Below are 22936 nucleotides of genomic sequence, written 5' to 3' on the forward strand. Positions count from 1 at the left end.
GCTTACTCCTTGGCCTTGGCGGCAGCGGCCGGCGCGGCCGGCTTCAGCACCGGGCGGTTCTGCCGGTCCACGGCGATCACCGGCTGGCCCGCCCGCAGCAGGTGGCCACCGGCAGCAACCACCCAGTCACCCGCGTTCACGCCGGACAGCACCGGCACGGTCTCGCTGCCAAACGCACCGGTGGTGACCGAGGCGGCCTTCAGCGTGCTGTTGGCCGGATCGACCACCCACACGCTGGCGGCACCGTTGGCACCGCGCTGCAGCGCGCCCAGCGGCAGCTGCAGGGTACCGTGGCGACCGGCGCTGCTGTAGACGCGTGCGCTCTGGCCCAGTTCGACATCGGCCAGCGCATCGGCGGCCAGGCTGACGCGGGTGGCATAGGTGCGTGCCTGCGGATCGGCGGCGGCGGCGATCTCGCGGATCGTACCGGGCAGGCGCTGGCCCGGGCGGTTCCACAGTTCCACCTCGACCGGCTGGCCGACCGCGTAGTCGCGGATGGTCGCCTCGGGCAGGTCGATCAGCACTTCGCGGCCGCCATCGGCGGCCAGGTTGAAGATGGTCTGGCCGGCGGACACCACCTGCCCGGCTTCGGCCTCGCGGCTGGCGATCACGCCATCGGCCGGCGCGCAGCTGCGCGTAGTCGGCCTGGTTGCGCAGCACATCGAGGTTGGCGCGGGCCGCGTTGGCCTGGCCCTGCGCGGCCTTGAACGCCGCGGACTGCTGGTCCAGCTGCGAGCGGCTGACCAGTTGCTGGTCGGCCAGCACCTGGTAGCGCTTCAGGTCATCGCGGGCACGCACCAGGTCGGCCTCGGCCGCAGCCAGCTGCGCCTGTGAGGCACGGGCCTGCAGCGCGAAGTCAGCCACGTCCAGTTCGGCCAGCACGTCGCCCTTCTTCACCCCCTGGCCGGCATCGACGTGGCGCTTGACCAGGTTGCCTCCGACGCGGAACGACAGCGGGCTTTCCTGACGGGCACGCACCGTGCCCGGGAATGCCGCCGGCGCCTGTCCGGCCTGTTCGCCGGGGTGAACCACCAGTACCGGCACGGCCGCCTGCGGCGCCTGTTCCTGTCCCGAACAGGCTGCCAGCGCAGCCACCCACACCATACCGCCCATCCAGCGCACGATCTTCATCGGTCAACGTCCTGAAAACGCAGGGTTGCAACAAGGGGGAGCCGCGACTGCCGGCCCAATTTAATAAACCGGCCGGTATAGTATAAATATCGAACCGCTTGGTCTAGTATTGTTGCGATGAGTTCTTCCACTTCCCGCAAGCCGTCGGCCAAGCCCGCTGCCAAGGCCGCCGGACCCGGGCGCCCCAAGGATCTGGGCAAGCGCGCGGCGATCCTTGAAGCAGCCAAGGTACTGTTCATCGAACAGGGGTATACCGGCGTGAGCATGGACGCCATCGCCGCCCAGGCCGGCGTCTCGAAGCTGACCGTGTACAGCCACTTCGGCGACAAGGAGACCCTGTTCTCCGAGGCCGTGCAGTCAAAGTGCATTGAAATGCTGCCCGATGCCCTGTTCGTGGCCGACGCGGACGGCCCGCTGCGCGACCAGCTGATCGGCATCGGCCTGGCCTTCTTCGAACTGATCACTTCCGATGCGGCGATCTCGATCCAGCGCATGATGATGGCGCCGGAGACCGACGAACGCCTGCGCGAGCTGTTCTGGCAGGCCGGCCCGGAGCGTACCTGCGAGGCTCTGGCCGACTTCCTGCGCGCGCGGTGAACGCGGCGAGCTGGACATCCCCGACTATTACCTGGCCGGTCAGCAGTTCCTGACGCTGGTCAAGGGCGAAGTGCACATGCATATGATGTGCGGCATGCCACTGTCACCGGTGGAGTGCGACCCTCTTGCCCATGTGACCGCCAGCATCGACTTCTTCCTGCGCGCCTATGCGCCGCGAGGGGCCGGGACGGCTGAATAACCAAAACTGAACAAACCGGAGGTCGCGATGACTTCCGGCACTGCGACCCCGGCCACCCGGCAGCTGATGCTCTGGGCGCGCCGCCGGCCTCCGGCACCGGTAAAATGGCCGGCCCACTGCGCTGGATTTGAACCTCATGACGATTGATTACGCCCACGCCCGCGAACTGATGGTGGAACAGCAGATCCGTCCCTGGGACGTGCTGGACATCAAGGTGCTCGACGTCCTGGCCCGCCTGCCGCGCGAGGCCTTTGTCGCCGATGCACACCGGGCACTGGCCTACGCCGATGTCGAACTGCCGATCGGCCATGGCCAGAAGATGATGAAGCCGGTCATCGAGGGCCGTACCCTGCAGGCGCTGGACCTGCAGCCGGGTGACGAAGTGCTGGAGATCGGCACCGGCAGCGGCTTCCTGGCAGCCTGCATCGGCGCGCTGGCGCGCGACGTGCTGAGCCTGGAGATCGACCCGGAGCTGGCTGCCGCCGCACGTGCGCGCCTGGATGCTTCCGGCCTGGGCACCAACGTCCGCGTGGAAGTGGCTGACGCCCTGTCCTGGCAGACCGAACGCCGCTTTGACGTGATCTGTGTCACTGGTGCGGTCGACGTGGTGCCGTCACAGTTCGCCTCGTGGCTGCGTCCGGGTGGTCGCCTGTTCGTGATCCACGGCCGCTCGCCGGCGATGGAGGCCCTGCTGGTCAAGGCCGACGGCAGCAGCGAGTCCCTGTTCGAGACCGATATCGATTACCTGCGCGGTGCCGCCCCGGCACCCCAGTTCCACCTCTGAGTCCAAGGAAGCCGCAATGATCCGCCGATCCCTCGCTGTTGCGCTGGCCACTGCCCTGCTGCCGTTGTCCGCCCATGCCGCCGACCTGCTGCAGGTCTACGAGATGGCCCGCAACGGCGATCCGCAGCTGTCGGCTGCCGAATCGACCCGGCTGTACGACAAGGAAGGCGCCGTGCAGGCGCGCTGCCCTGCTGCCGCAGATCGACGGCACAGCCACGCTGAACCGCTCGCGCAGCGAAGCCGACCATGACGCCAACTCCGGCACTGTCACCAGCAAGCGCCGCAACTACACGATCAACGGCAGCCAGACGCTGTTCAACTGGACCCAGATCAACAACCTGCGTTCGCAGCGCGAGCTGAGCAAGGCGGCGGATTTCACCCTCGATTCGGCCAACGACAGCCTGATCGTGCGCACCTCGGCAGCCTATTTCAACGTGCTGGTGGCGATCGAATCGCTGAACGCCGCACAGACCAATGAAGCGGCCGCGAAGAAGCAGTTCGACTTCGCCGACAAGCGCCTGGAAGTGGGCCTGGCGCCGATCACCGACGTGCACGAAGCACGCGCCCAGTACGACCAGGCGCGTGCCAACACCATCGTTGCGCAGAACACCCTGGCCGATAACTACCAAGCCCTGACCGAACTGACCGGCCAGCCGGTGGTGAACCTGCGCGGCCTGCCGGCGGACTTCCGCCCGGAAGTGCCGGCCAACCGTGGCAACATCGATGAGCTGGTGCACCAGGCCACCAACCAGAATCCGGCACTGAAGGCACAGGAACTGAAGGTCAGCGCCGCCGAGGCCGGCGTGCAGGCCGCACGTGGTGGCCACTACCCGACCCTGTCGCTGGGCGGCAGCTGGGGCAAGACCGCCACCTGGGGCGACAGCACCGGTGCTGGCTCGTTGTCGCCGGATGCACGCACCAACAGCATCGGGCTGACCCTGAGCGTGCCGATCTTCGCCGGCGGTGCCACCCAGTCGGGCGTGCGCCAGGCGCTGGCCCAGCGTGACATCGCCCAGGACGGCTACGAACAGCAGAAGCGCGCCCTGGACCGCAACACCCGCAATGCCTACCAGACCCTGGTGCAGGGCATCAGCGAAGTGGAAGCCCGTCGCCTGGCGGTCGTTTCGGCACAGAGCGCCTACGACGCGTCGCAGGTTGGCCTGGAAGTCGGTACCCGTACCGTGCTGGACGTGATCCAGAACCAGCGCATCCTGTTCTCGGCGCAGCTGGACTACGCCCAGGCCCGCTATACCTTCCTGCAGAACCGCCTGCTGCTGAGCCAGTCGCTGGGTGCGCTGGACGTGGCCGAGCTGCAGGACGTGAACCGCCTGCTGACCCAGGACGCGGGCAACCCGTCGACGACCACGCACTGAGTCGTCGCCCTGCCGGCAACGAAGAAGCCACCCGGGAGGGTGGCTTTTTTGTGGGCAGCGCGTACGGCCCCACCCAGACATGGCGCAGATCCGCCGGCCGTCAGCCCGGCCACGCGCCTGCCCGCTCCACTGCGGCCAGCACGCACAGCGCCGCGGCCAGGGGCGCAAGCACCATCGCAGCACCCGGCATCGGCGCGCACACGCAGTACTGCCAGGCACAAAGCCGCCATCACCAGCAGGGTTGCCGGACCTGGCAGCACCGGCAATGCATCGACGGGCGTTCCCAACGCCAGCAGCGCCGCCAGCACCACGGTAACCGGTATCAGCCGTGTCCGGAACCCGGGCGCTTCATCCACGGCCACAGGCCAGAGCTGCGCTGCCAGCTGTGTGGCCAACGACAACAGCACCAGCAGCAGTGCTGCCAGCCCAGCCATGCCCGCCAGCGGCAGCAACGGCAGCAGCCACTGCAACTGCGGATGGCCCTGCAATGCCACCGACAACGGCCGCGTACCGGCCAATGCCGGGAACTCGACCAGGCCGGCCTGCAACGCCGCCAGCACGATCAGCAGCAGCATTGCCAGCAGCAGCGCGGCCGCCAGCAGCCCTGGTGACCGCGCACGCACCTGCGGGCCACGCCCAGGAAACCCCAATGCCAGACCCACACTGGCAAACACCGCCAGCAAGGGCACGCTTGCCGCCAGCACCCCGCCGGGTCCGAACCGATAGGGCGCGGTGGCGTCCGGCAGCCACGGGATCCAGTTCGCGTAGTGCACGTGGCGGACCGCCAGCGCCAGCAGCAACAGCCCAACACCGATCTTCGCCGTCAACAGCACGCAGACCATCAGCGCGATGCGACGCGGAGGCAGCAACACGAACGCACCCAGCACCAGCAGGCTGGTGACAGCCATCACCGGATCCGGCAATGCGCTGCCGGTTTCAATACCGCGACTGGCAAACACCACACGCGCGTGGCCCGCCATGGACTGCGCCACGCCGGCGCTGGTCACCACCAGCTCCAGCAGCAGCACAGCACCCAGCAGGCGCGCGACTGCCGTGCCCCAGGCGGCCCGCAGCGGGCCGTACAGGCCATCGGCTTCCGGCTGCTGCTGGTTCAGCACGTGCAGGCAATACAGCATCGGCGCTGTGCCCAGTGCGGCCAGCAGCAGACTCAGTACGATGGCCGGGCCGGCCTGGGCGGCGGTGTACTGGCCGACCAGGGCGATCACGCTGCCCCCTAGCAACAAGGTCAACGCCACCAACGCGAAGTGATCCATTCCCAGCAGCGCGTGCCGGCCACGGCGGTTGTCGCTGTCCATCGCAAGCCCTCTTGATTCCGCCCATGCGCGGTCGACAGCAGGCTGGCAGCCTGCGCCAAAGGGCGGTATCAGAATCCGTACCGTGCGCATCGCGATGTGACCACAAACACGTTCGCAGCCACGCATCCGGTCCTGCTGCGACAGGAATCCGGTTGCTAAGCAGAATTGATGCAGTCGATCACGTCAGTCGGTCCACGTAGTGTCCGCCCTGGCGGTGTTGCTGCCCGGCTCAGCTGCGCGGCGGCGGCAGATGTGGCGCGACCAGCGCCAACGTGCGCTGCAGGGCACCGCGGCCATTGCTGACCAGCGTGCATCCAGCACGGGCCATGTCCTCGCGCGCCGCTGCGTCGCCCAGCAGGTGCTGCAGCAGGTCACCTACCGCCTGCACGTCCTCGCCGATCAGCAAGGCACCGGCCTCACGCATGCGCCGTGAGATCTCGGCGAAGTTGTGCAGGTGCGGACCGGTCACAGCGGCAGTGCCCATCGCCGCCGGTTCCAGCAGATTGTGGCCACCAATCGGCTGCAGGCTGCCGCCGACGAAAGCGACCTGCGCGCAGGCATAGAACGGCATCAGCTCGCCCAGGGTGTCGATGACGAATACATCCGTGCCGGCCTCCGGCCATTGCTTCGCGCGACGGGTCGTCACGTTCCAGCCCTGCTCGCGCGCCAGCGCCTCCACCTTCGGGAAGCGCTCGGGGTGCCGCGGCGCCCACAGCAACAACAGGTCGGGGTGCTGCTGGCGCAGGCGCCGATGCAGGTCGATCACCGCCTGCTCCTCACCATCGTGGGTACTGGCCGCGATCCACACCGGGCGCCCGGCGGGCACGCAGGCGTGGAACTGCTCGACGAAGCCCTGCACATCCGGCGTGGCGATATCGAACTTGAGGTTGCCCAGCGCCTGCACCTGTTCACGCGCAGCACCCAGCTGCACGAAGCGCTCGGCGTCGTCCTGCGACTGCGCGGCCACGCAGGTGACCGTGCGCAGCGCACGGCGGATCAGCGCCGCCAGCACCCGGTAACCGCGCAGCGAACGCGCGGACAGGCGGGCGTTGAGGATGTAGACCGGGATGCGACGGTCGCGGCAGCCGAACAGCATGTTCGGCCACAGCTCGGTTTCCAGGATCAGTGCAAGGCTGGGCTGGAAATGGCCGAGGAAGCGGTTGACGCTGCCCGGTACGTCGTACGGCAGATAGACATGGTCCAGCGCGTCTCCCCACAGCGCCGCGCACGCGCTCCGAGCCGGTCGGGGTGATGGTGGTGATGACCCAGCGGATGTCCGGACGCTGCTGGCGCAGGGCATTCACCAGCGGCGCGGCGGCATTGACCTCGCCCACCGAGACCGCGTGCAGCCAGACCCGCGGCTGGCCGGTCGGCTGCGGATACGAGGCATAACGCTCGTCCCAGCGCCGGAAGTATTCACGGACCCGGAAACCGCGCCAGACCAGGTGGTACACGGTGATCGGCAGCAGGATGTAGAGCACGGCCGAGTACAGGCCGCGCAGGATCCATTCGACAGGGTCTTTACGCATGCGGCAAGGATACGGGAGCCCCCCGGGAAAGACACGCAGCCGGGTTGGTAGAATGGCGCCATGTCCGATGCCACCACCGCCGTCCGCCCGTCGCTGCGCGATCCCCGCAACTGGCCGATGTTCGCCGCCATGCTCGGCGCCTTCGCCATCGCCCGCCTGCCGTGGATGCTGCAGCGTGCGCTCGGCCGTGGCGTCGGCTGGATCAGCTGGCGCCTGCTCGGCAGCCGCCGTCGCGCCGCCGAGGTCAACCTGCAGCTGTGCTTCCCGGAGAAGGACGAAGCCTGGCGCCAGCGCCTGGTGCGCGACAGCTTCGACGCGCTGGGCGTGGGCGTGCTCGAGTGCATCCGCGCCTGGTGGGGCAGCATCGACCGCATCCGCCCGCAGGTGAAGATCGAAGGCCTCGAGCATCTGCGGCAGATGCAGGCCGAAGGCCGCGGCGTGCTGCTGGTCTCCGGCCACTTCATGACCCTGGAGATGTGCGGCCGCCTGCTGTGCGACTACGTCGATCTTTCAGGCATGTACCGCAAGCACAAGAACCCGGTGTACGAGTGGGCGGTGAAGTTCGGCCGCCTGCGTTATGCCAAGGCGATGTTCGCCAACGAGGACATCCGCGCGACTGTGCGCCACCTGAAGAAGGGCGGCTTCCTCTGGTATGCGCCGGATCAGGACATGCGTGGCAAGGACACCGTGTTCGTGCCGTTCTTCGGCCATACCGCATCCACCATTACCGCCACCCACCAGCTGGCGCGGATGACCGGCTGCGCGGTGATTCCGTACTTCCACCGCCGCGAGGGCGGGAAGTACTTCCTGAAGATCGGCGCACCGCTGGAGAATTTCCCCAGCGAGGATGTGGAAGCCGATACCACGCGGGTCAACCAGGCCATCGAAGAAATGGTGCGCGAAGCCCCGGACCAGTACCTGTGGATCCATCGGCGGTTCAAGCGCCAGCCGGGCGGGCGGAGCGATTTCTACAAGTAGCGGTGGGAGGGATGGCTTCATCCACGCATGGCGTGGATCTACTGCCTTGTGCGGCTTCATCCGCGTATGGCGTGGATTCAATGACGTGGGGCATTCTGAAGTAGATCCACGCCATGCGTGGATGCTCTTCGATTCCGTGCCGGGATTCACAACGGCCAGCGGCACCAGGCGTACGGGTACTCCCCCATCACGCACGCCAAGCCCGCACGGACCGGATTGGCCAGGATGTACATCGCCTTCTCGTGAAGGGATTCATCGCTGCGTACGGCGTGATCGTGGTAACCGTGCTGCCACAGCGACCCTCGCCGCTCCAATCGCCGATTCAGCAGCCGGCTGCTGCGTGATTTGAGCAGGGCCATGCACTCGGCCAGGGTTCCCCCGCGCAATTCCATCAACCAGTGCAGATGGTCGGGCATCACCACCCAGGTGAAGCTGTGGCTCACCCCCTTGCGCTCTACGAAGCGCAGTGCCTCAACCAGAATCGCTACGTTGGAAGCATCGGCAAAGAAGGGTTCACGATCGAGGGCTACCGTAGTCAATGAATAGACGTTACCGGTGCAGGAGTAACGACCGTAGCGGAGTCTTGGGCTGGCCATGGCCTCAGCGTGCGATACACACGGAGGCACGGCTAGTGGAGGTTGGCGCGTGTTTGCGTCGGTAAAGCCCCATCCACGCATGGCGTGGATCTACTACGGCGACGTTCGTTCGGTGACCGCCCCATGCACGCCATGGCGTGGATCCACCATGGGGACGTTTGTTCGGTACGTGGAGTAGAGCCACGCCATGCGTGGATGGACGATCACACCACCGTCGGCGTGTCGTCCGTTTCGCGGGCCAACAGGCTGCCGGCGAACAACGCGGCCAGCATTACCGTCAGGCCCCCCCAGAACGCGGAATAGAACGCCAGATGGGTATTGAGCGGGAATACGGTGACCGCCAGCGCCAGCATCGCCGGGCGCGCACGCTCACGGGCGGCGGCCGGTGCATATCGCCAGGCCCGCCAGGCCTGGGCCACCGCAGCCAACCACAGCAGCAGGCCGAGCACACCGGTTTCCGCCAGGATCTCCAGCACGATCTGATGGGCATGCAACGCCGGGGCATCGCCCCACACCGCCGGTTCGTCGCCAGACACGCAGGCCGGATAGGCATCGCGGAAACCGCGCGCCGACCCCGTTGATCGGGTGCTCTTCAATCATGCAGGCCGCGGCGTCCCAGATCCGCGCGCCCCGACAACGCCTCGTCGACACCGCGTTCGCTCCCCTCCCAGGCCATCGCCGTACGTGCGAAGCGCTCACGCAGCTGCGGCACGCTGGCGGTCAGCACACCCGCTCCGAGGACAGCGACCAGCCCCAGCAGCACCAACCGCTTCCAGCCGAACTGGCGCACGCCGCTGTAGGCCAGCACCAGCGCGAAGGTGATCCACGACGCGCGCGAGCCGGCCAGCAGCAGCACGCAGCCCAGCGCCGCCGCAGCCAGGACCCACCCTGGATTGCCGAAGCGGCGCGCCAGCGGCAGCAACAGGAACGGTGAGAGGCTGGCCAGGACCTGGCCGAACTTCAGGTTGCACGGCCCCAGCGCGCCACTGAGGCGATCGACCCATGCTGCCTCGCTGGCCGGGCACAACGCGTGACCGCTTACTGCAAACTTCAGTTGCTCAAGTGACCAGAACCACGGACTGGTACCCACAACCGCCTGCACCAGTGCATCCAGCGTCCACGCAGCGGTAATCAATGCGAGGCCACCGAAGGTCAGCCGCCGGCGTTCCGGCGTGGCCACGGCGATCGCCACCAGCCACATGAAGGGCAGGTAGCGCAGGCCGGCGGCCGCCTTGGTCCACGACGCCGCCGGATCGATCGCATCGAAGGCGGAGAACGCCTGCGGCAGCCAGTAACCGAGGAACAGGATCGAGGTCAGCGCCCACGCGGCGGGTGTCAGCAGGTGCGGGCGGCGCTGCAGGCGGCGCATGATCATGCGCACCGCGGCATAGAGCGCACCAAGACCCAGCACGGTTTCAGCGATGCCCGGCAACGGCCACAGCGCCACGTAGGCCAGCACCCACCACGGCGCCCAGCGTCCGGCGCGGTCCTCGCGCACGAGGGTTGCGGGGTCAGCCGGCGAGGTCGGCATAGAGGCGGAGGGTGTCGCGCTGCATGGCCTGCAGGGTAAACGGGATGCGGGTCGGCAAGGACGGCGGCTGCGCCAGCAGGGCCAGCGCACGTTCACCCAGCGCCCGTGCATCGCCCAGCGGCACGGCGCCGGCCGGCTGCAGCTGCTGCAGCAGTTCGCCGACGCCGCCATGGTCCCAGCCCAGTACCGGGCGACCGACCGACAACGCTTCGACCACGGTGCGGCCGAACGCTTCGGGCTTGTCCGAAAGCTGCAGCACCAGATCGCTGGCCGCATAGGCCTGGGCGATGCGCGCGGTCGGCGTGCTGATCTGCACGGCGTCGGTCACGCCCAAAGCAGTCGCCTGCCGGCGCAGGTCGGCCACGTAGGCTTCACGGCCGGGTTCATCGGTGCCCAGCATCCACAGCTGTGCCGGCACACCGGCCGCGCGCACATCCGCCAGCAACTGCAGCGCATGAGCATGCCCCTTCAGCCGGGTGCCCCGCCCCGGCAGCAGCAGCAGCGGGCCCTCAACCTGCGCCAGCCACGGGTAATCGGCTGCCAGCGCCAGTCGTGGCCGACGGTCGGCGCGGGCCACGCGGGGAAACTGTGCGACATCGACGCCGCGCGGAATCACCTGCAGCCTCGCTTCGGGAACCGTGGGGTAGTGCCGCTGCACATAGTCGCGCACGGTATTGGACACGCAGATCACGCGTTCACCGCTGGTCATCACTGCGCTGTAGCGGCTGGGCGAGTTCAACCCGTGCACGGTGGTCACCCAATGCGGGCGCTGTGCGGCAGGCATCGCGCGGATCGCGTACAGGCCCAGCCAGGCCGGCAGCCGCGAACGGGCATGCACGATGTCGGCGCCAACTTCAGCGAACAGGCGGCGCAGGGTCGGCAGGTGGCGCAGGGTCAGCAGCGATTTGCGGCCGATATCAAGGGTGAGGTGCTCGGCACCGCTATCGAGCAGCGGCTGCACCAGGCGGCCACCGGCGGAGACCACCAGCGCACGATGGCCGGCAGCGACCAGGGCCGCAGCAATTTCCAGGGTCGAGCGCTCGACACCGCCGGAGTGCAGCGCCGGCAGCAACTGCACCACGGTCAATCGGCGCATCGAAGGGGCGGCCGCTTAGTCGGCCAGCACGAACACGGAACCGCAGTACGGGCACTGCGCTTCGCCGTTGGGCTCGTCTTCGATCGGCAGGTACACGCGCGGATGCGAGTTCCACAGCGCCATTTCCGGGGTCGGGCAGCTCAGCGGCAGATCGCTGCGGTGCACGGTGTAGCGCTTCTCGGCGTTGGCGGGCGCGGTGGCGGTATGGCTCATGGCGGATGTCGATGAACGGGTTGCGAGGCCTGTGATTCTAGCATCTGGGCCGCCCCGACATTGCGCCGCAACGGGTCTTTGCGCGTACCGGGCCGATTCCCTGCGGCCCTGCATGCCACCTCGGGACGGGGTGCCGGTGGAAATTCCCGATCGATCCTGCAGGTTCACGCCGAAAATCCGCCTACAACGATATTTCCCGCATTTGGATCGAACTAAATGGCACTTGTCAGGTTGCCACGGCTGTTGCAGGATCGGGCCAGGTCGTAAACCGGCCCACTCCAATCCGACCCGATCGCATGGCCCGCCCCCACCGGACCGGCATCGCTTCTTCCACTGCCATCCCGGCGGGCGGAGCGATGCTGTCCGTGGTGTCCGCCGATGCGGGTTCTGCCCGCCGCCTGCCCTTCCGGGAGACCCCTGCATGACCCTGTCCGATCCACGCCGCGCCCTGCTTCCGCTCGCCCTGGCCCTGGCCTGTGCGACTACCGCGATGCCGGTGCGGGCACAGGGACTGCAGACCTCGTTCGAACCGGGCCAGCCGGCTCCGGCACCGGCCGCAGGCGCACTGCAGGTCACGATCGGCAACGGCCCTGCGGCGCCTTACGCCGCCAAGCGCAATGCGGGCTACAGCGGCCTGCATGCACTGCGCTACAGCAGCGAAGGCGGCAGCGCGCGACGCGAGCTGTTCAAGGCGGACATGACCATCGAGGCCGATACCACCCTGTCGTGGCTGGTGCTGCCGGAGATCGTCGGCGAGGACACCGTGGCCTCGACCTATGTGTCACTGGACCTGCTGCTGGACGATGGCAGCCGCGTTTCGGCCAGCGCTGCACGCGACCAGCATGGCGTGGCCATCGGTGCGCGCGCAGGGCGATTCGAAGACGCTGTATCCGCAGCAGTGGGCGCGCAAGGCGGTGCGGCTGGGCGACGTGCCCGCGCTGAAGGGCCGCCGCGTGGTGGCGATCGAACTGGCGGTGGCCAGTGCCGACGGTGCACCGGTCTCGGGCTGGATCGATGACGTGCGCTTGGACACAGTGCCACGTCATCAGCCAGCGCGCGTCTCCGACTGGGTGCTGACCACCCGTGGCACCCAGGCCAACGGCACCTTCTCGCGCGGCAACAATTTCCCGGCCACCGCGGTACCGCACGGATTCAACTTCTGGACCCCGGTGACCGATGCTGGCGCACTGAACTGGCTGTACCGCTGGAACGAACAGAACGACGCACAGAACCGCCCGCAGCTGCAGGCGCTTGCGCTGAGCCATCAGCCCAGCCCGTGGATGGGCGACCGCCAGACCTTCCAGGTGATGCCCTCGGCCAGCCGTGGCGTGCCGGAGGCCGACCGTCGCAAGCGCGCTGTCATTCGAGCGCAGCCATGAAAGCGCGCCCGTATCGCTACGACGTGCGCTTCGACAACGGCATCGCGGCCGCCATCGCGCCGACCGATCATGCCGCGCTGTTCCGCTTCGAGTTCCCCGAGGGCGGCGACGCCAACCTGCTGTTCGACAATGTCGATGCACGCGGTGGCCTGACCCTGGACGCTGCCACGCAGACACTGTCCGGCTACACCGATACGCGCAGCGGGCTGTCCAACGGCGCCAGTCGCATGTACGTGGTGGCCAGCTTCGACAGGCCGTGGCGCAGCAGTGGGCGCCTCAACACCGGCCGACCGACCGGTTACATCAAATTCGATGCCGGCAGCGACCGGCGGGTGACCATGCGCATCGCCACCTCGCTGATCTCGGTGGAGCAGGCACGGCACAACCTGGCCCTGGAAATGGCCGCCGCCGATACACTGGAAAGCGTGGCCGGCCGTGCGCAGGATGCATGGGATGCGCGCCTGGCCCGTTTCGACATCGGCGATGCCAGCGACGACCAGAAGACCACGCTGTACTCCAGCCTGTACCGGCTGTTCCTGTACCCCAATTCCGGCCATGAGAACGTGGGCAGCGCCGCCGCACCGGAGTGGCGCTACGCCAACCAGGCCAGCGCCAGCGATGACAACACCGAGGGCAGCGCGACCCGCAGCTATGCCGCCGTGCGCGACGGCAAGGTGTTCGTCAACAACGGCTTCTGGGACACCTTCCGCACCACCTGGCCGGCCTATGCGCTGTTCACGCCCGACGATGCCGGGCAGCTGGTGCAGGGCTTCATCGAGCAGTACCGCGCCGGCGGCTGGATTGCACGCTGGTCGTCGCCGGGCTACGCCGATCTGATGGTCGGCACCAGCTCCGATGTGGCCTTCGCCGATGCATGGCTGAAGGGCGTCGGCGGTTTCGATCCGGCCGAGGCCTATGCCGCCGCGCTGAAGAACGCGACCGTGGTGCCGCCGGACCGCCATGTCGGCCGCAAGGGCATGAACCGTTCGACCTTCCGCGGCTATGCCAGTGCCGACGTGCACGAAGGCATGTCGTGGACGATGGAAGGCGCACTCAATGACTTTGGCATCGCCAACATGGCCGATGCCCTGGCCAAGCGCGCGACCGCGCCCGCCGCACGCGAGCGCTACAGCACCGAGGCCGACTACTTCCGCCATCGCGCCGCCAGTTACGCGACGATGTTCGATCCGGCGGCAGGCTTCTTCCAGGGCCGCAAGGCCGATGGTCGCTGGCGCGTGGACGCAAAGGCCTACGATCCGCGCGTGTGGGGCCACGACTACACCGAATCCAATGGCTGGACCTTCGCCTTCACCGCCGCCCATGACGGCGAAGGCCTGGCCGCGTTGTATGGCGGCCGCGAAAAGCTGGCGGCGAAGCTGGATACCTTCTTCGCCACACCTGAAACCGCGGACCCGGCACTGGCCGGCTCCTACGGCGGCACCATCCACGAGATGACCGAAGCCCGCGACGTGCGCATGGGCATGTATGCGCACAGCAACCAGCCGGCGCACCACATCCCGTGGATGTACCTGTACGCCGGGCAGCCGTGGAAGACCCAGCAGCACGTGCGCGAGATCCTGTCGCGGTTGTACGTCGGCAGCGAGATCGGCCAGGGCTACCCGGGCGATGAGGACAACGGTGAAACCTCGGCATGGTACGTACTGGCCTCGCTGGGCCTGTACCCGCTTCGCATGGGCGCCCCGGAGTACGTGATCGGCTCGCCGGCATTCGAGCATGCACGGGTGGAGCTGCAGGGTGGTGCGGTGCTTTCCGTGAACGCGGCCAACAACTCGCGTGAGAACGTCTACGTGCAGTCGCTGAAGATCAACGGTACGCCGTGGACGAAGACCTGGGTGCCGCACGACCTGATCGCCAAGGGCGCGACCCTCGACTTCGTGATGGGACCCCGCCCCTCGCGCTGGGGCAGCGGCGTGGACGATGTGCCGCGCTCGTTGACCGCGCGCGGCCAGCACCCGCAGCTGCTGCACGACCTGCTCGGCAGCGGCGCGAAGGCGACGCTGGCCGATGGCCGTGCCCTGCCCGCGCTGGTCGATGACGATGCCGGCACCACGGTGGGTCTGGGCGCCGGTGCAACCATCGCGCTGACCGGTCTGGCCGAGGGCACCCCGACGATGTACACGCTGACCAGCGGTGACGGCCGCATCCAGGGCGGTGAGTGGACGCTGGAGGCGCGCAACGGCGGCGGCAGCTGGGCCGTGCTCGACCAGCGCAGCGGCGAAGACTTCGAATCCGCCCGCCAGACCCGTCCGTTCCGCATCGCCAAACCCGGTCGTTACAGCGAGTACCGCCTGCGCCTGGCGGCACCGGCACGGCTGCCGCTGGCGGAGATCGAACTGCTGGCGGCCGGCACCGTACAATGAGCTGCATGCGCTTCCGTCTACTGCCTCTGGCCCTTGTTGCCCTGTCCTTCTCAAGCTTCGGCCAGACCCAGGCGTTCGATACGCAACTGACCCGCGACGGCGTGACGCTGAACTACCAGGACGCCCGTGGCGCCCTGGCCGCACCGCAGCGCAAGCGGGTGATCGATACGTTCTTCTTCGCGTACCTGCGCGAACGTGCGGACTTCCATCCCGCTGCGCCGTCAATGGTGCGCATCGTGATCGATCCGGCCTACACCGGCATCGCCTTCGTCGGCGACAAGGACCAGGCAGCGACGATCACCATCAATCCGGGTTGGCTGGCGCAGCATCCGAACGACATCGACCTGGTCACCCACGAGGCGATGCACATCGTGCAGGGGTATCCCGGCTACGGCGATGCACGGGTACCGGGCTGGCTGGTGGAAGGCATCGCCGACTACGCGCGCGACCGCTACGGCATGGACAACGCCGCCGCTGGCTGGGCATTGCCGGTGAAGGTCGAGAAGGGGCAGAACGTCGACAGCGGCTACCGGGTGACCGGTGCGTTCCTGAAGTGGGCGGAGGCGGAGCATCCCGGCCTGGTGCTGGCACTGGACAAGGCCCTGCGCGACGGCCGCTATGCACCGGCGCTGTGGCAGAAGCACACCGGCAAGGCACTGCCGGCGTTGTGGGCCCAGTACGCCAAGCCGCGTTCGGACGCACCGCCGCCGGCACGGCGCGGCAAGCGCTGACCGCAGGTAGCACCGTGGCTTGCCCGGCGAAACGCCTGTTTCGCCGCGCTGCGCGCCCGCCTGGCATGGCCCGGCATGACCTGCCCAACGGGATCTCATTACGATCTCACGCGGAGTAATCCGACAAGTCGGATAGGCGCCTGTTCACAACAGCACGCGGCAGCAACCGACATCGTGACTGAGCGAGGGTCGCTAACCTTGCTTGCATGAAAATCAGAACCAAGGTCGGTAGGCGCAAAGCGGTCGTTGTGCTGGTGACAGGAGCAGCCATTGCACTGATCACGACCGCGATCTGGACGAGAAGCAACACGCCGAGCGTTCTCGCTGTTGCCCCCCAAGAGCAGCAGACCGTACGGGTTCGTATCAACGGAAAAGATGCTGCGATCGAGACGACGCAGGCCACAAGCGTTGCCGCCGCCGGGACTCAGTTGATTGCAATTCGCCGAAAGTTGTCGCCCCAGCAGGCCCTTCTGCTGGCGCAGGACATAGCGCGTTGCACAAACGCCGCAAGCTTGGCGGAAACAGACATTCCGACGGGACTGACTCCCGACCAGCAGCGTGAGTTCCGGGAAAACGTTCTGGGTGACTCAGACTGCTCCGCTCTTGAATCAGAACACTCCATCTATGACCTCGCCTACTACGCGGCGTCAGACGGCGACTCCACTGCGAAATTGATGTTCTCGGGACTGGCGTCTCATCAGTTCGACGATGAGCACTCCATGTTCGATGAAGAGCTCGTCAAGCGATTCAAGGAAGCGACAGTGAGATTCCTCAACGAAGCCGCGGACTCGGGTGACAGCAATGCCCTGATGCATCTTGCGGCCACCTTTGAGGATGGTCTGCATGTGCCTCGCGATGCAGCACGCGCACACGCCTATGCGCGCGCATTCAGCCAGGCCAGTGGCGGCAAGGGGCTTCGCTATGCCGAGCGGCTCTGGAGCCAACTCTCACCGGACCAGCAACGGGAATCGAACCGATGGCATATCGAGATATCGAGTCGAAGAAAAGGAGAAATGAAATGAACGGAAAGCTGAAACACAATCGCTGGTTGATGATCGTGGTCGCGTGCCTGGGTGGCACAGCAATCGCAGCGTCGGTTGGGAAATTCTACTGCGGCAAGGCCTGCAATGTAGCCGGGGATATGGTGGCGGAGGAAGGGTGACCATCGGAGATATTTCGGTAGCTCAATAGCTACCACTGCGGCACACCTTGGTTGCCACGTTCGCTCAGTAGCGCCAGGCCACACCCGGCGAAATGCCTGATTCGCCACGCTGCGCGCTCGCCGGGCATGGCCCGGCGCTACCACATCGCTGCCTCAGCGCGACCGCACGAAGCCGGCGTAGAGCGCGAACAGCTGCTGGAAGTACCGCCGCGTCACTCGATTGCGCATGACACCCTCGCCCATGAAAAGTTGGTCGGGCCCAGGGTGGGAAGGCCGGTCCGGTCCCTTCCCACGGCCGGGCCGCGTGGGCGTATTGGGCCGCAACGGCGTTGCAGGGACATGACCGGGCGGCGTAGCGCGTGTGGCACAGGCCGGCGGGCGGTAGAGCCGGCCGCTGGCCGGCTGCGGTGGTGGTGGACATGATTGCGGTTGCTGGTCAGCGGCCGGCACTACCCGTTTCCGCTTTGCGGAAACAGAAACGCGCCCTGGGGGGCGCGCTTCTGCAGCTGACGCTGGAAAGAAGGCTTACGCCTTCTTTTCCGCTTCCAGCTGCTTGCGGATCTGCGCATCCACCGCCGCAATGGCGGTCATGTTCAGGATCCTGCGCGAGGTCGCGCTGGTGGTCAGGATATGCACCGGCTTGTTCACGCCCATCAGGATCGGGCCGATCGCCACGCCGTCGGTGAACACACGCACCAGGTTGTAGGCGATGTTGGCCGCTTCCAGGTTCGGCAGCACGAACAGGTTGGCGCGACCCTGCAGGGTCGAGCCCGGCAGCAGCTTCTGGCGCAGCGCTTCGTCCCATGCGGTGTCACCCTGCATTTCGCCGTCCACGTTCAGACGCGGGTTGCGCTTGAGCAGCAGCTCGCGCACCTGGCGCATCTTCAGCGCGTCCTTGGAATCGTGGCTGCCGAAGTTGGAGTGCGACAGCAGCGCCACCTTCGGCTCGATGCCGAACAGCTTCATGCGGTAGGCCGCCTGCAGGGTCGCTTCGCACAGCTGCTCGGCGGTCGGGTCTTCCTGCACGTGGGTATCGACGAAGAAGAACACGCCCTGCTGGTTGATCACGCCGGTCATCGCCGAGGTCGAGGTGACCTTCGGCTCCAGCGGCAGCACGCTGCGCACGTAGCCCAGCTTCTTGTGGAAACGGCCGACGATGCCGGTCAGCATCGCATCGGCTTCGCCACGGGCCACCATCACTGCAGCGATCAGGGTCGGGCGCGAACGCATCAGGTTCTTCGCCGCGGCCACGGTCACGCCACGACGGCCGGTCAGGCCGTGGTAGTACTGCCAGTACTCGTTGAAGCGCGGGTCGTCGTTGATGTTGGTGACTTCAACGTTCTCGCCGATCTTCAGGCGCAGGCCGAGGCGCTCGATGCGCGACTCGATCACTTCCGGGCGGCCGATCAGGATCGGGTGCGCCAGGCCGTCATCGACCACGTTCTGCACCGCCTGCAGCACCACTTCCTCTTCGCCCTCGGCATACACAACGCGCTGCTTGTCGCTGCGCGCGCGGTCGTAGACCGGCTTCATCATCAGGCTGGTGCGGTAGACGAACTGGGCCAGCTTGTCGCGGTAAGCGCCCATGTCGTCGATCGGGCGCGAGGCCACGCCCGAGTCCATCGCGGCCTGGGCCACGGCGGCCGACAGCTCCACCAGCAGGCGGCGGTCGAACGGGCGCGGGATCAGGTATTCACGACCGAAGCTCGGGGTCTCGCCGCCATAGGCCGAACCCATGTCGGTGGCCGCACGACGCGCCAGCGCCGCGATGGCGCGCACGCAGGCGATCTTCATTTCCTCGTTGATCGCGGTCGCGCCCACGTCCAGCGCACCACGGAACAGGTACGGGAAGCACAGCACGTTGTTGACCTGGTTCGGGTAGTCCGAACGGCCGGTGCCGATGATCGCGTCCGGACGGGCGGCGCGCCAGTTCCGGCATGATTTCCGGGGTCGGGTTGGCCAGCGCGAAGATCACCGGATCCGGCGCCATGGTCTTGACCATGTCGGCAGTCAGGATGCCCGGCGCCGACAGGCCCAGGAAGATGTCCGCGCCGTCGACGATCTCGGCCAGGGTGCGCTTGTCGGTGTCGCGCGCATAGCGCTGCTTTTCCGGGTCCAGGTCGGTACGACCGGTGTGGATCACGCCCTCGCGGTCGAAGGCCAGGATGTTCTCCGGCTTCAGGCCCAGCTGCACCAGCATGTTCACGCAGGAAATGCCAGCCGCGCCCATGCCCGTGGTCGCCAGCTTCACTTCCTCGATCTTCTTGCCGGTGATCGCCATGGCGTTGAGCACCGCTGCGCCGACGATGATCGCCGTGCCGTGCTGGTCGTCATGGAACACCGGGATCTTCATGCGCTCGCGCAGCTTGCGCTCGACCACGAAGCATTCCGGCGCCTTGATGTCTTCCAGGTTGATGCCGCCGAAGGTCGGCTCCAGCGAGGCGATGATGTCGACCAGCTTGTCCGAGTCGGTTTCGTCCACTTCGATGTCGAACACATCGATGCCGGCGAACTTCTGGAACAGCACACCCTTGCCTTCCATCACCGGCTTGCCGGCCAGCGCGCCGATGTTGCCCAGGCCCAGCACCGCGGTGCCGTTGGAGATCACCGCCACCAGGTTGCCGCGGGCGGTCAGCTCGCTGGCCTGCTGCGGGTCGGCCTTGATCGCTTCACAGGCGTATGCCACGCCCGGCGAATACGCCAGCGACAGGTCGCGCTGGGTCAGCATGGGCTTGGTAGCGGAAACCTTGATCTTTCCCGGCGGGGACATCCGGTGGTAATCGAGGGCGGCCTGTTTGAAATCTTCGTTGGACATCGATGTGGGTTACATGAATGGGCAGAAGGGACAGGGGATGATACCCCCGTTGGAGCGTCTGGACCTGTCGCTATCCTGTCGCAGGCATGCTGCGACCGCACAATTCCGTGCCGTATGCGACGGTACCGCGACACCAGCTTCGGTGCGTCCCATGACAGCCATGGGACGCCTTGAAACGCCGCGGGGCCGTACCACTGTCGTGATCGGCCCCGCGGTACCACACACCTGGATCAGCCCCTGGCCGGCAGCGCCTCGGGCACGGCATCGACCAGCGGCGGCAGTTCGCTTTCGCGGCCATCCAGCGCCAGCTTCAGGCGGTTGCGGTCCAGCGCCCCCTCCCAGCGCGAGACCACCACGGTGGCCACGGCATTGCCGATGAAGTTGGTCAGCGAGCGGCATTCGCTCATGAAGCGGTCCACGCCCAGGATCAGCGCCATGCCGGCCACCGGCACCTCCGGCACCACAGCCAGGGTGGCGGCCAGGGTGATGAAGCCGGCGCCGGTGACGCCGGCCGCGCCCTTGGAGCTGAGCATGGCGACCAGCAGCAGGGCAATCTGATGGCCCAGGGTCAGTTCGGTGTTGGTGGCCTGGGCGATGAACAGCGCCGCCAGGGTCATGTAGATGTTGGTGCCGTCCAGGTTGAACGAGTAGCCGGTCGGGACCACCAGGCCCACCACCGACTTGCTGCAGCCGGCGCGTTCCATCTTCTCCATCAGCGACGGCAGCGCCGACTCCGACGAGGAGGTGCCCAGCACCAGCAGCAGTTCGGCCTTCAGGTAGCGCGCCAGCTTGAACACCGAGAAGCCGCACAGGCGGCAGACCAGGCCCAGGATGACCGCCACGAACAGGAAGGCGGTGAGGTAGAACGAACCCACCAGCCAGGCCAGGTTGATCAGCGAGCCAACGCCGTACTTGCCGATGGTGAAGGCGATTGCGCCGAAGGCACCGATCGGCGCGGCCTTCATCAGGATGTGCACCAGCTTGAACACCGGGGCGACCAGCGCCTCCAGGAAGTTCACGATCGGCTTGCCCTTCTCGCCCACCGATGCCAGCGCGATGCCGAACAGCACGGCCACGAACAGCACCTGCAGGATGTTGCCATCGACGAACGCGCTGAGCAGCGTCTTCGGGATGATGTCCATCAGGAAGCCGACCAGGGTCAGGTCATGCGACTTCTCGACGTAGCTGTGCACCGCGGTCTGGTCCAGCTCGGCCGGGTTGATGTTCATGCCGGCGCCGGGCTGCACCACGTGCGCCACGATCATGCCGACGATCAGCGCCAGCGTGGAGAAGAACAGGAAGTACGCCATCGCCTTGGCGAATACGCGGCCCACCGTGCGCAGGTGGGTCATGCCGGCGATGCCGGTGACGATGGTCAGGAAGATCACCGGTGCGATGATCATCTTCACCAGGTTGATGAAGGCATCGCCGAGCGGCTTCATCTTCTCGCCGATCAACGGTTCGTAGTGGCCGAGGATGGCGCCCAGGACGATCGCCACGATCACCTGGAAGTACAGCTGGCGATAGATCGGCAACGGCTTTGCAGGCACCGGTGCTGCGGTCGGGATGTGCATGGCGGACTCCGGAAGGGGCGTTTTCAGGCACGTACGGCCCCGGGACTGCACGGGAACCGTTACCGTGGAAACTGACCGCAGGCCCTGTGCAGCACGCGCAGGGGGTGCGACCAATGGACGCCTTTGTACGCGCCGGGCTCGCTGGCGCAGATAACCTATTGGTACTAGCCCCCCGGTTCAGGTGGCCGCGATGCCTACACTGGCGCCGCACCGCCCGATCACGGGGAGGCCGGTGGCCCGAGCTGAACGGCCGGGCGCGTCATTGCGAAAGTTCCGGCCCTTGCGGCCGTTGTTGTCCTGTCCACACGCAATCTGAGAGAGCCGCACCCAACATGCGCCCGATTCCCACCTTGCTGGCCCTGTCGCTGGCCGCGCTTCCCGCCTTCGCTTCGGCTGCCGATTTCGACAACTGGCCGACCAAGTACGCCTTCGGCGACGGCACCGAGCTGGCCGCTACCGCCAACATCGCCTACGACTACAACGATTTCTCCTCGGGCAGTGGCCTTGAGGACGACGACGCCGTGCGCCGCAAGGAGTTCGGTGCGACGCTGAAGAAGAAGGGCGTCTACGACGCGATGGTCTATTACGACTTCCAGTCCGATACCTGGCTGGACGTGTTCGTGCGCTTCGAAAGCAAGGCCTTCTTCGGCCGCGACATCGGCCGCTTCCGCTTCGGCTACATGAAGACCCCGGTCGGCCTGGACGCGAACACGTCCTCGCGCGCCGGCAGCTTCCTGGAAACCGCGCTGCCGGTGCAGGCCTTCTACGCTGGCCGCCGCACGGGTGTGGAATGGGTGCTGGAGCGCCCGCAGTACCTGCTGCAGGCCGGCGCCTATGGCGGCAAGGACCTGCAGGGTGACAACCCGGGCACCACCCAGGCCGTGCGTGCGGTGTGGACCCCGGTGAAGGCGCCGGGTGACGTGATCCACCTGGGCCTGGCCTACTCGCAGGAAAATCCGCGCGGTTACAGCGATGGCCGCGACGTGCACCACGAGGCCAGCGCGCCTGCGCGCACGTCCGGAAGCCGGCCTGACCGACATCCGCTATGTCGATTCCGGCGCGCTGGTCACCGCCGACCAGATCCGCCGCACCGGCCTGGAAGGCATCTGGATCCGCGGCCCGTTCTCGCTGCAGGCCGAAGCCCTGCGCGCCACGGTCACCCGCAATGACGGCAAGCCCGACTACACCGGCAGCGGCCAGTACGCGATGGCCAGCTGGGTATTGACCGGCGAATCGCGCCCGTACAACGCCGGTGCGGTGGCCAACATCAAGCCGGCGCACGACTACGGCGCAGTGGAACTGGTGGCCCGCTACAGCCGCCTCGACCTCGACGATGGCAGCATCCTCGGCGGCCGCCAGCACGACCTCACTCTGGGTGCGAACTGGTACCTGACCAGCCACTTCAAGTTCCAGGCCAACTACGTCAAGGTCGACGCCAGCCGTCGCGGCGTGCACAGCACGCCGGAGATCTTCGAACTGCGCGCGCAGATGCACTTCTGACCCCTTCCACGTCAGATCCCGGCGGGCGTGTACGCCACGCCCGCCGGCCCT

10 protein-coding genes and 8 pseudogenes are annotated in these 22936 nt (G+C 67.0%); 9 read left to right on the forward strand and 9 right to left on the reverse strand.

Annotated elements, in window-relative coordinates:
* Window positions 1-2: 2 nt before the first annotated feature.
* A pseudogene (locus ACZK2V_RS19180) lies at window positions 3-1131 on the reverse strand (efflux RND transporter periplasmic adaptor subunit).
* 117 nt (window positions 1132-1248) lie between these two features.
* On the opposite strand from ACZK2V_RS19180, the pseudogene ACZK2V_RS19185 reads away from it, so the two are divergent.
* From ACZK2V_RS19185 to ACZK2V_RS19195, 3 genes and pseudogenes are all read left to right on the forward strand, one after another.
* Window positions 1249-1927: pseudogene (locus tag ACZK2V_RS19185) on the forward strand (TetR/AcrR family transcriptional regulator).
* 136 nt (window positions 1928-2063) lie between these two features.
* Window positions 2064-2711, forward strand: coding sequence for a protein-L-isoaspartate O-methyltransferase family protein (locus ACZK2V_RS19190; protein WP_049421767.1), 648 nt, complete (start codon window positions 2064-2066; stop codon window positions 2709-2711).
* Window positions 2712-2785: 74 nt separating this feature from the next.
* Window positions 2786-4084: a TolC family outer membrane protein gene (locus tag ACZK2V_RS19195; protein ID WP_486322684.1), complete on the forward strand. Its 1299-nt coding sequence runs from the start codon at window positions 2786-2788 to the stop codon at window positions 4082-4084.
* 100 nt (window positions 4085-4184) lie between these two features.
* Here ACZK2V_RS19195 and ACZK2V_RS19200 read toward each other — a convergent pair.
* A pseudogene (locus tag ACZK2V_RS19200) lies at window positions 4185-5400 on the reverse strand (APC family permease).
* A 229-nt stretch (window positions 5401-5629) separates the two neighbouring features.
* Window positions 5630-6929: pseudogene (gene waaA / locus ACZK2V_RS19205) on the reverse strand (lipid IV(A) 3-deoxy-D-manno-octulosonic acid transferase).
* A 60-nt stretch (window positions 6930-6989) separates the two neighbouring features.
* Here waaA and ACZK2V_RS19210 point away from each other — a divergent pair.
* Entirely contained in the window at window positions 6990-7907 is a 918-nt protein-coding gene (locus ACZK2V_RS19210; protein ID WP_049398382.1) for an LpxL/LpxP family Kdo(2)-lipid IV(A) lauroyl/palmitoleoyl acyltransferase, read from the forward strand.
* Between the two features lie 146 nt (window positions 7908-8053).
* On the opposite strand, the gene ACZK2V_RS19215 is transcribed toward ACZK2V_RS19210, so the two are convergent.
* The 4 genes and pseudogenes from ACZK2V_RS19215 to ACZK2V_RS19230 form a co-directional block, all read right to left on the reverse strand.
* Window positions 8054-8503 carry an REP-associated tyrosine transposase gene (locus ACZK2V_RS19215; protein WP_486322685.1) on the reverse strand — a complete coding sequence of 150 codons (450 nt, stop codon included), beginning with the start codon at window positions 8501-8503 and terminating at the stop codon, window positions 8054-8056.
* Between the two features lie 203 nt (window positions 8504-8706).
* Window positions 8707-10034 (reverse strand): annotated as a pseudogene (locus ACZK2V_RS19220) (O-antigen ligase family protein).
* On the reverse strand, window positions 10015-11130 hold the full coding sequence (locus ACZK2V_RS19225; protein WP_201117284.1) for a glycosyltransferase: 1116 nt from the start codon (window positions 11128-11130) through the stop codon (window positions 10015-10017). Before ACZK2V_RS19225 ends, ACZK2V_RS19220 begins: the two are co-directional and overlap by 20 nt.
* A 15-nt stretch (window positions 11131-11145) precedes the next feature.
* A complete protein-coding gene (locus ACZK2V_RS19230; protein ID WP_005410967.1) occupies window positions 11146-11343 on the reverse strand; it encodes a zinc-finger domain-containing protein in 198 nt (65 codons plus the stop codon).
* Between the two features lie 421 nt (window positions 11344-11764).
* Between ACZK2V_RS19230 and ACZK2V_RS19235 the strand changes: the two are divergent.
* The 4 genes and pseudogenes from ACZK2V_RS19235 (at window position 11765) to ACZK2V_RS19250 (ending at window position 16996) form a co-directional block, all read left to right on the forward strand.
* Window positions 11765-15103: pseudogene (locus tag ACZK2V_RS19235) on the forward strand (GH92 family glycosyl hydrolase).
* Window positions 15100-15834, forward strand: coding sequence for a basic secretory protein-like protein (locus ACZK2V_RS19240; protein WP_164080779.1), 735 nt, complete (start codon window positions 15100-15102; stop codon window positions 15832-15834). Before ACZK2V_RS19235 ends, ACZK2V_RS19240 begins: the two are co-directional and overlap by 4 nt.
* Before the next feature lie 206 nt (window positions 15835-16040).
* Entirely contained in the window at window positions 16041-16856 is an 816-nt protein-coding gene (locus tag ACZK2V_RS19245) for a hypothetical protein (protein WP_201117287.1), read from the forward strand.
* The gene (locus ACZK2V_RS19250) at window positions 16853-16996 is read left to right on the forward strand and encodes a hypothetical protein (RefSeq protein WP_154353323.1); all 144 of its coding nucleotides are present in this window, start codon (window positions 16853-16855) and stop codon (window positions 16994-16996) included. The genes ACZK2V_RS19245 and ACZK2V_RS19250 overlap by 4 nt, the downstream gene beginning before the upstream one ends.
* Before the next feature lie 525 nt (window positions 16997-17521).
* Here the strand turns inward: ACZK2V_RS19250 and ACZK2V_RS19255 are convergent.
* Window positions 17522-19811: pseudogene (locus ACZK2V_RS19255) on the reverse strand (NADP-dependent malic enzyme).
* A 230-nt stretch (window positions 19812-20041) separates the two neighbouring features.
* Window positions 20042-21385, reverse strand: coding sequence for a dicarboxylate/amino acid:cation symporter (locus ACZK2V_RS19260; protein ID WP_032129107.1), 1344 nt, complete (start codon window positions 21383-21385; stop codon window positions 20042-20044).
* Between the two features lie 332 nt (window positions 21386-21717).
* Here ACZK2V_RS19260 and ACZK2V_RS19265 point away from each other — a divergent pair.
* Window positions 21718-22885: pseudogene (locus tag ACZK2V_RS19265) on the forward strand (OprO/OprP family phosphate-selective porin).
* Window positions 22886-22936: the final 51 nt, after the last annotated feature.

The sequence above is a fragment of the Stenotrophomonas sp. 93052_Sma genome (assembly GCF_056481145.1).

Excerpts from the sequence above, each read along its gene's own strand:
- ACZK2V_RS19190 (WP_049421767.1), top strand. The coding sequence starts at position 2,064 with ATGACGATTGATTACGCCCACGCCCGCGAACTGATGGTGGAACAGCAG.
- ACZK2V_RS19195 (WP_486322684.1), top strand. The coding sequence starts at position 2,786 with ATGCCGCCGACCTGCTGCAGGTCTACGAGATGGCCCGCAACGGCGATC.
- ACZK2V_RS19210 (WP_049398382.1), top strand. The coding sequence starts at position 6,990 with ATGTCCGATGCCACCACCGCCGTCCGCCCGTCGCTGCGCGATCCCCGC.
- ACZK2V_RS19215 (WP_486322685.1), bottom strand. The coding sequence starts at position 8,503 with ATGGCCAGCCCAAGACTCCGCTACGGTCGTTACTCCTGCACCGGTAAC.
- ACZK2V_RS19225 (WP_201117284.1), bottom strand. The coding sequence starts at position 11,130 with ATGCGCCGATTGACCGTGGTGCAGTTGCTGCCGGCGCTGCACTCCGGC.
- ACZK2V_RS19230 (WP_005410967.1), bottom strand. The coding sequence starts at position 11,343 with ATGAGCCATACCGCCACCGCGCCCGCCAACGCCGAGAAGCGCTACACC.
- ACZK2V_RS19240 (WP_164080779.1), top strand. The coding sequence starts at position 15,100 with ATGAGCTGCATGCGCTTCCGTCTACTGCCTCTGGCCCTTGTTGCCCTG.
- ACZK2V_RS19245 (WP_201117287.1), top strand. The coding sequence starts at position 16,041 with ATGAAAATCAGAACCAAGGTCGGTAGGCGCAAAGCGGTCGTTGTGCTG.
- ACZK2V_RS19250 (WP_154353323.1), top strand. The coding sequence starts at position 16,853 with ATGAACGGAAAGCTGAAACACAATCGCTGGTTGATGATCGTGGTCGCG.
- ACZK2V_RS19260 (WP_032129107.1), bottom strand. The coding sequence starts at position 21,385 with ATGCACATCCCGACCGCAGCACCGGTGCCTGCAAAGCCGTTGCCGATC.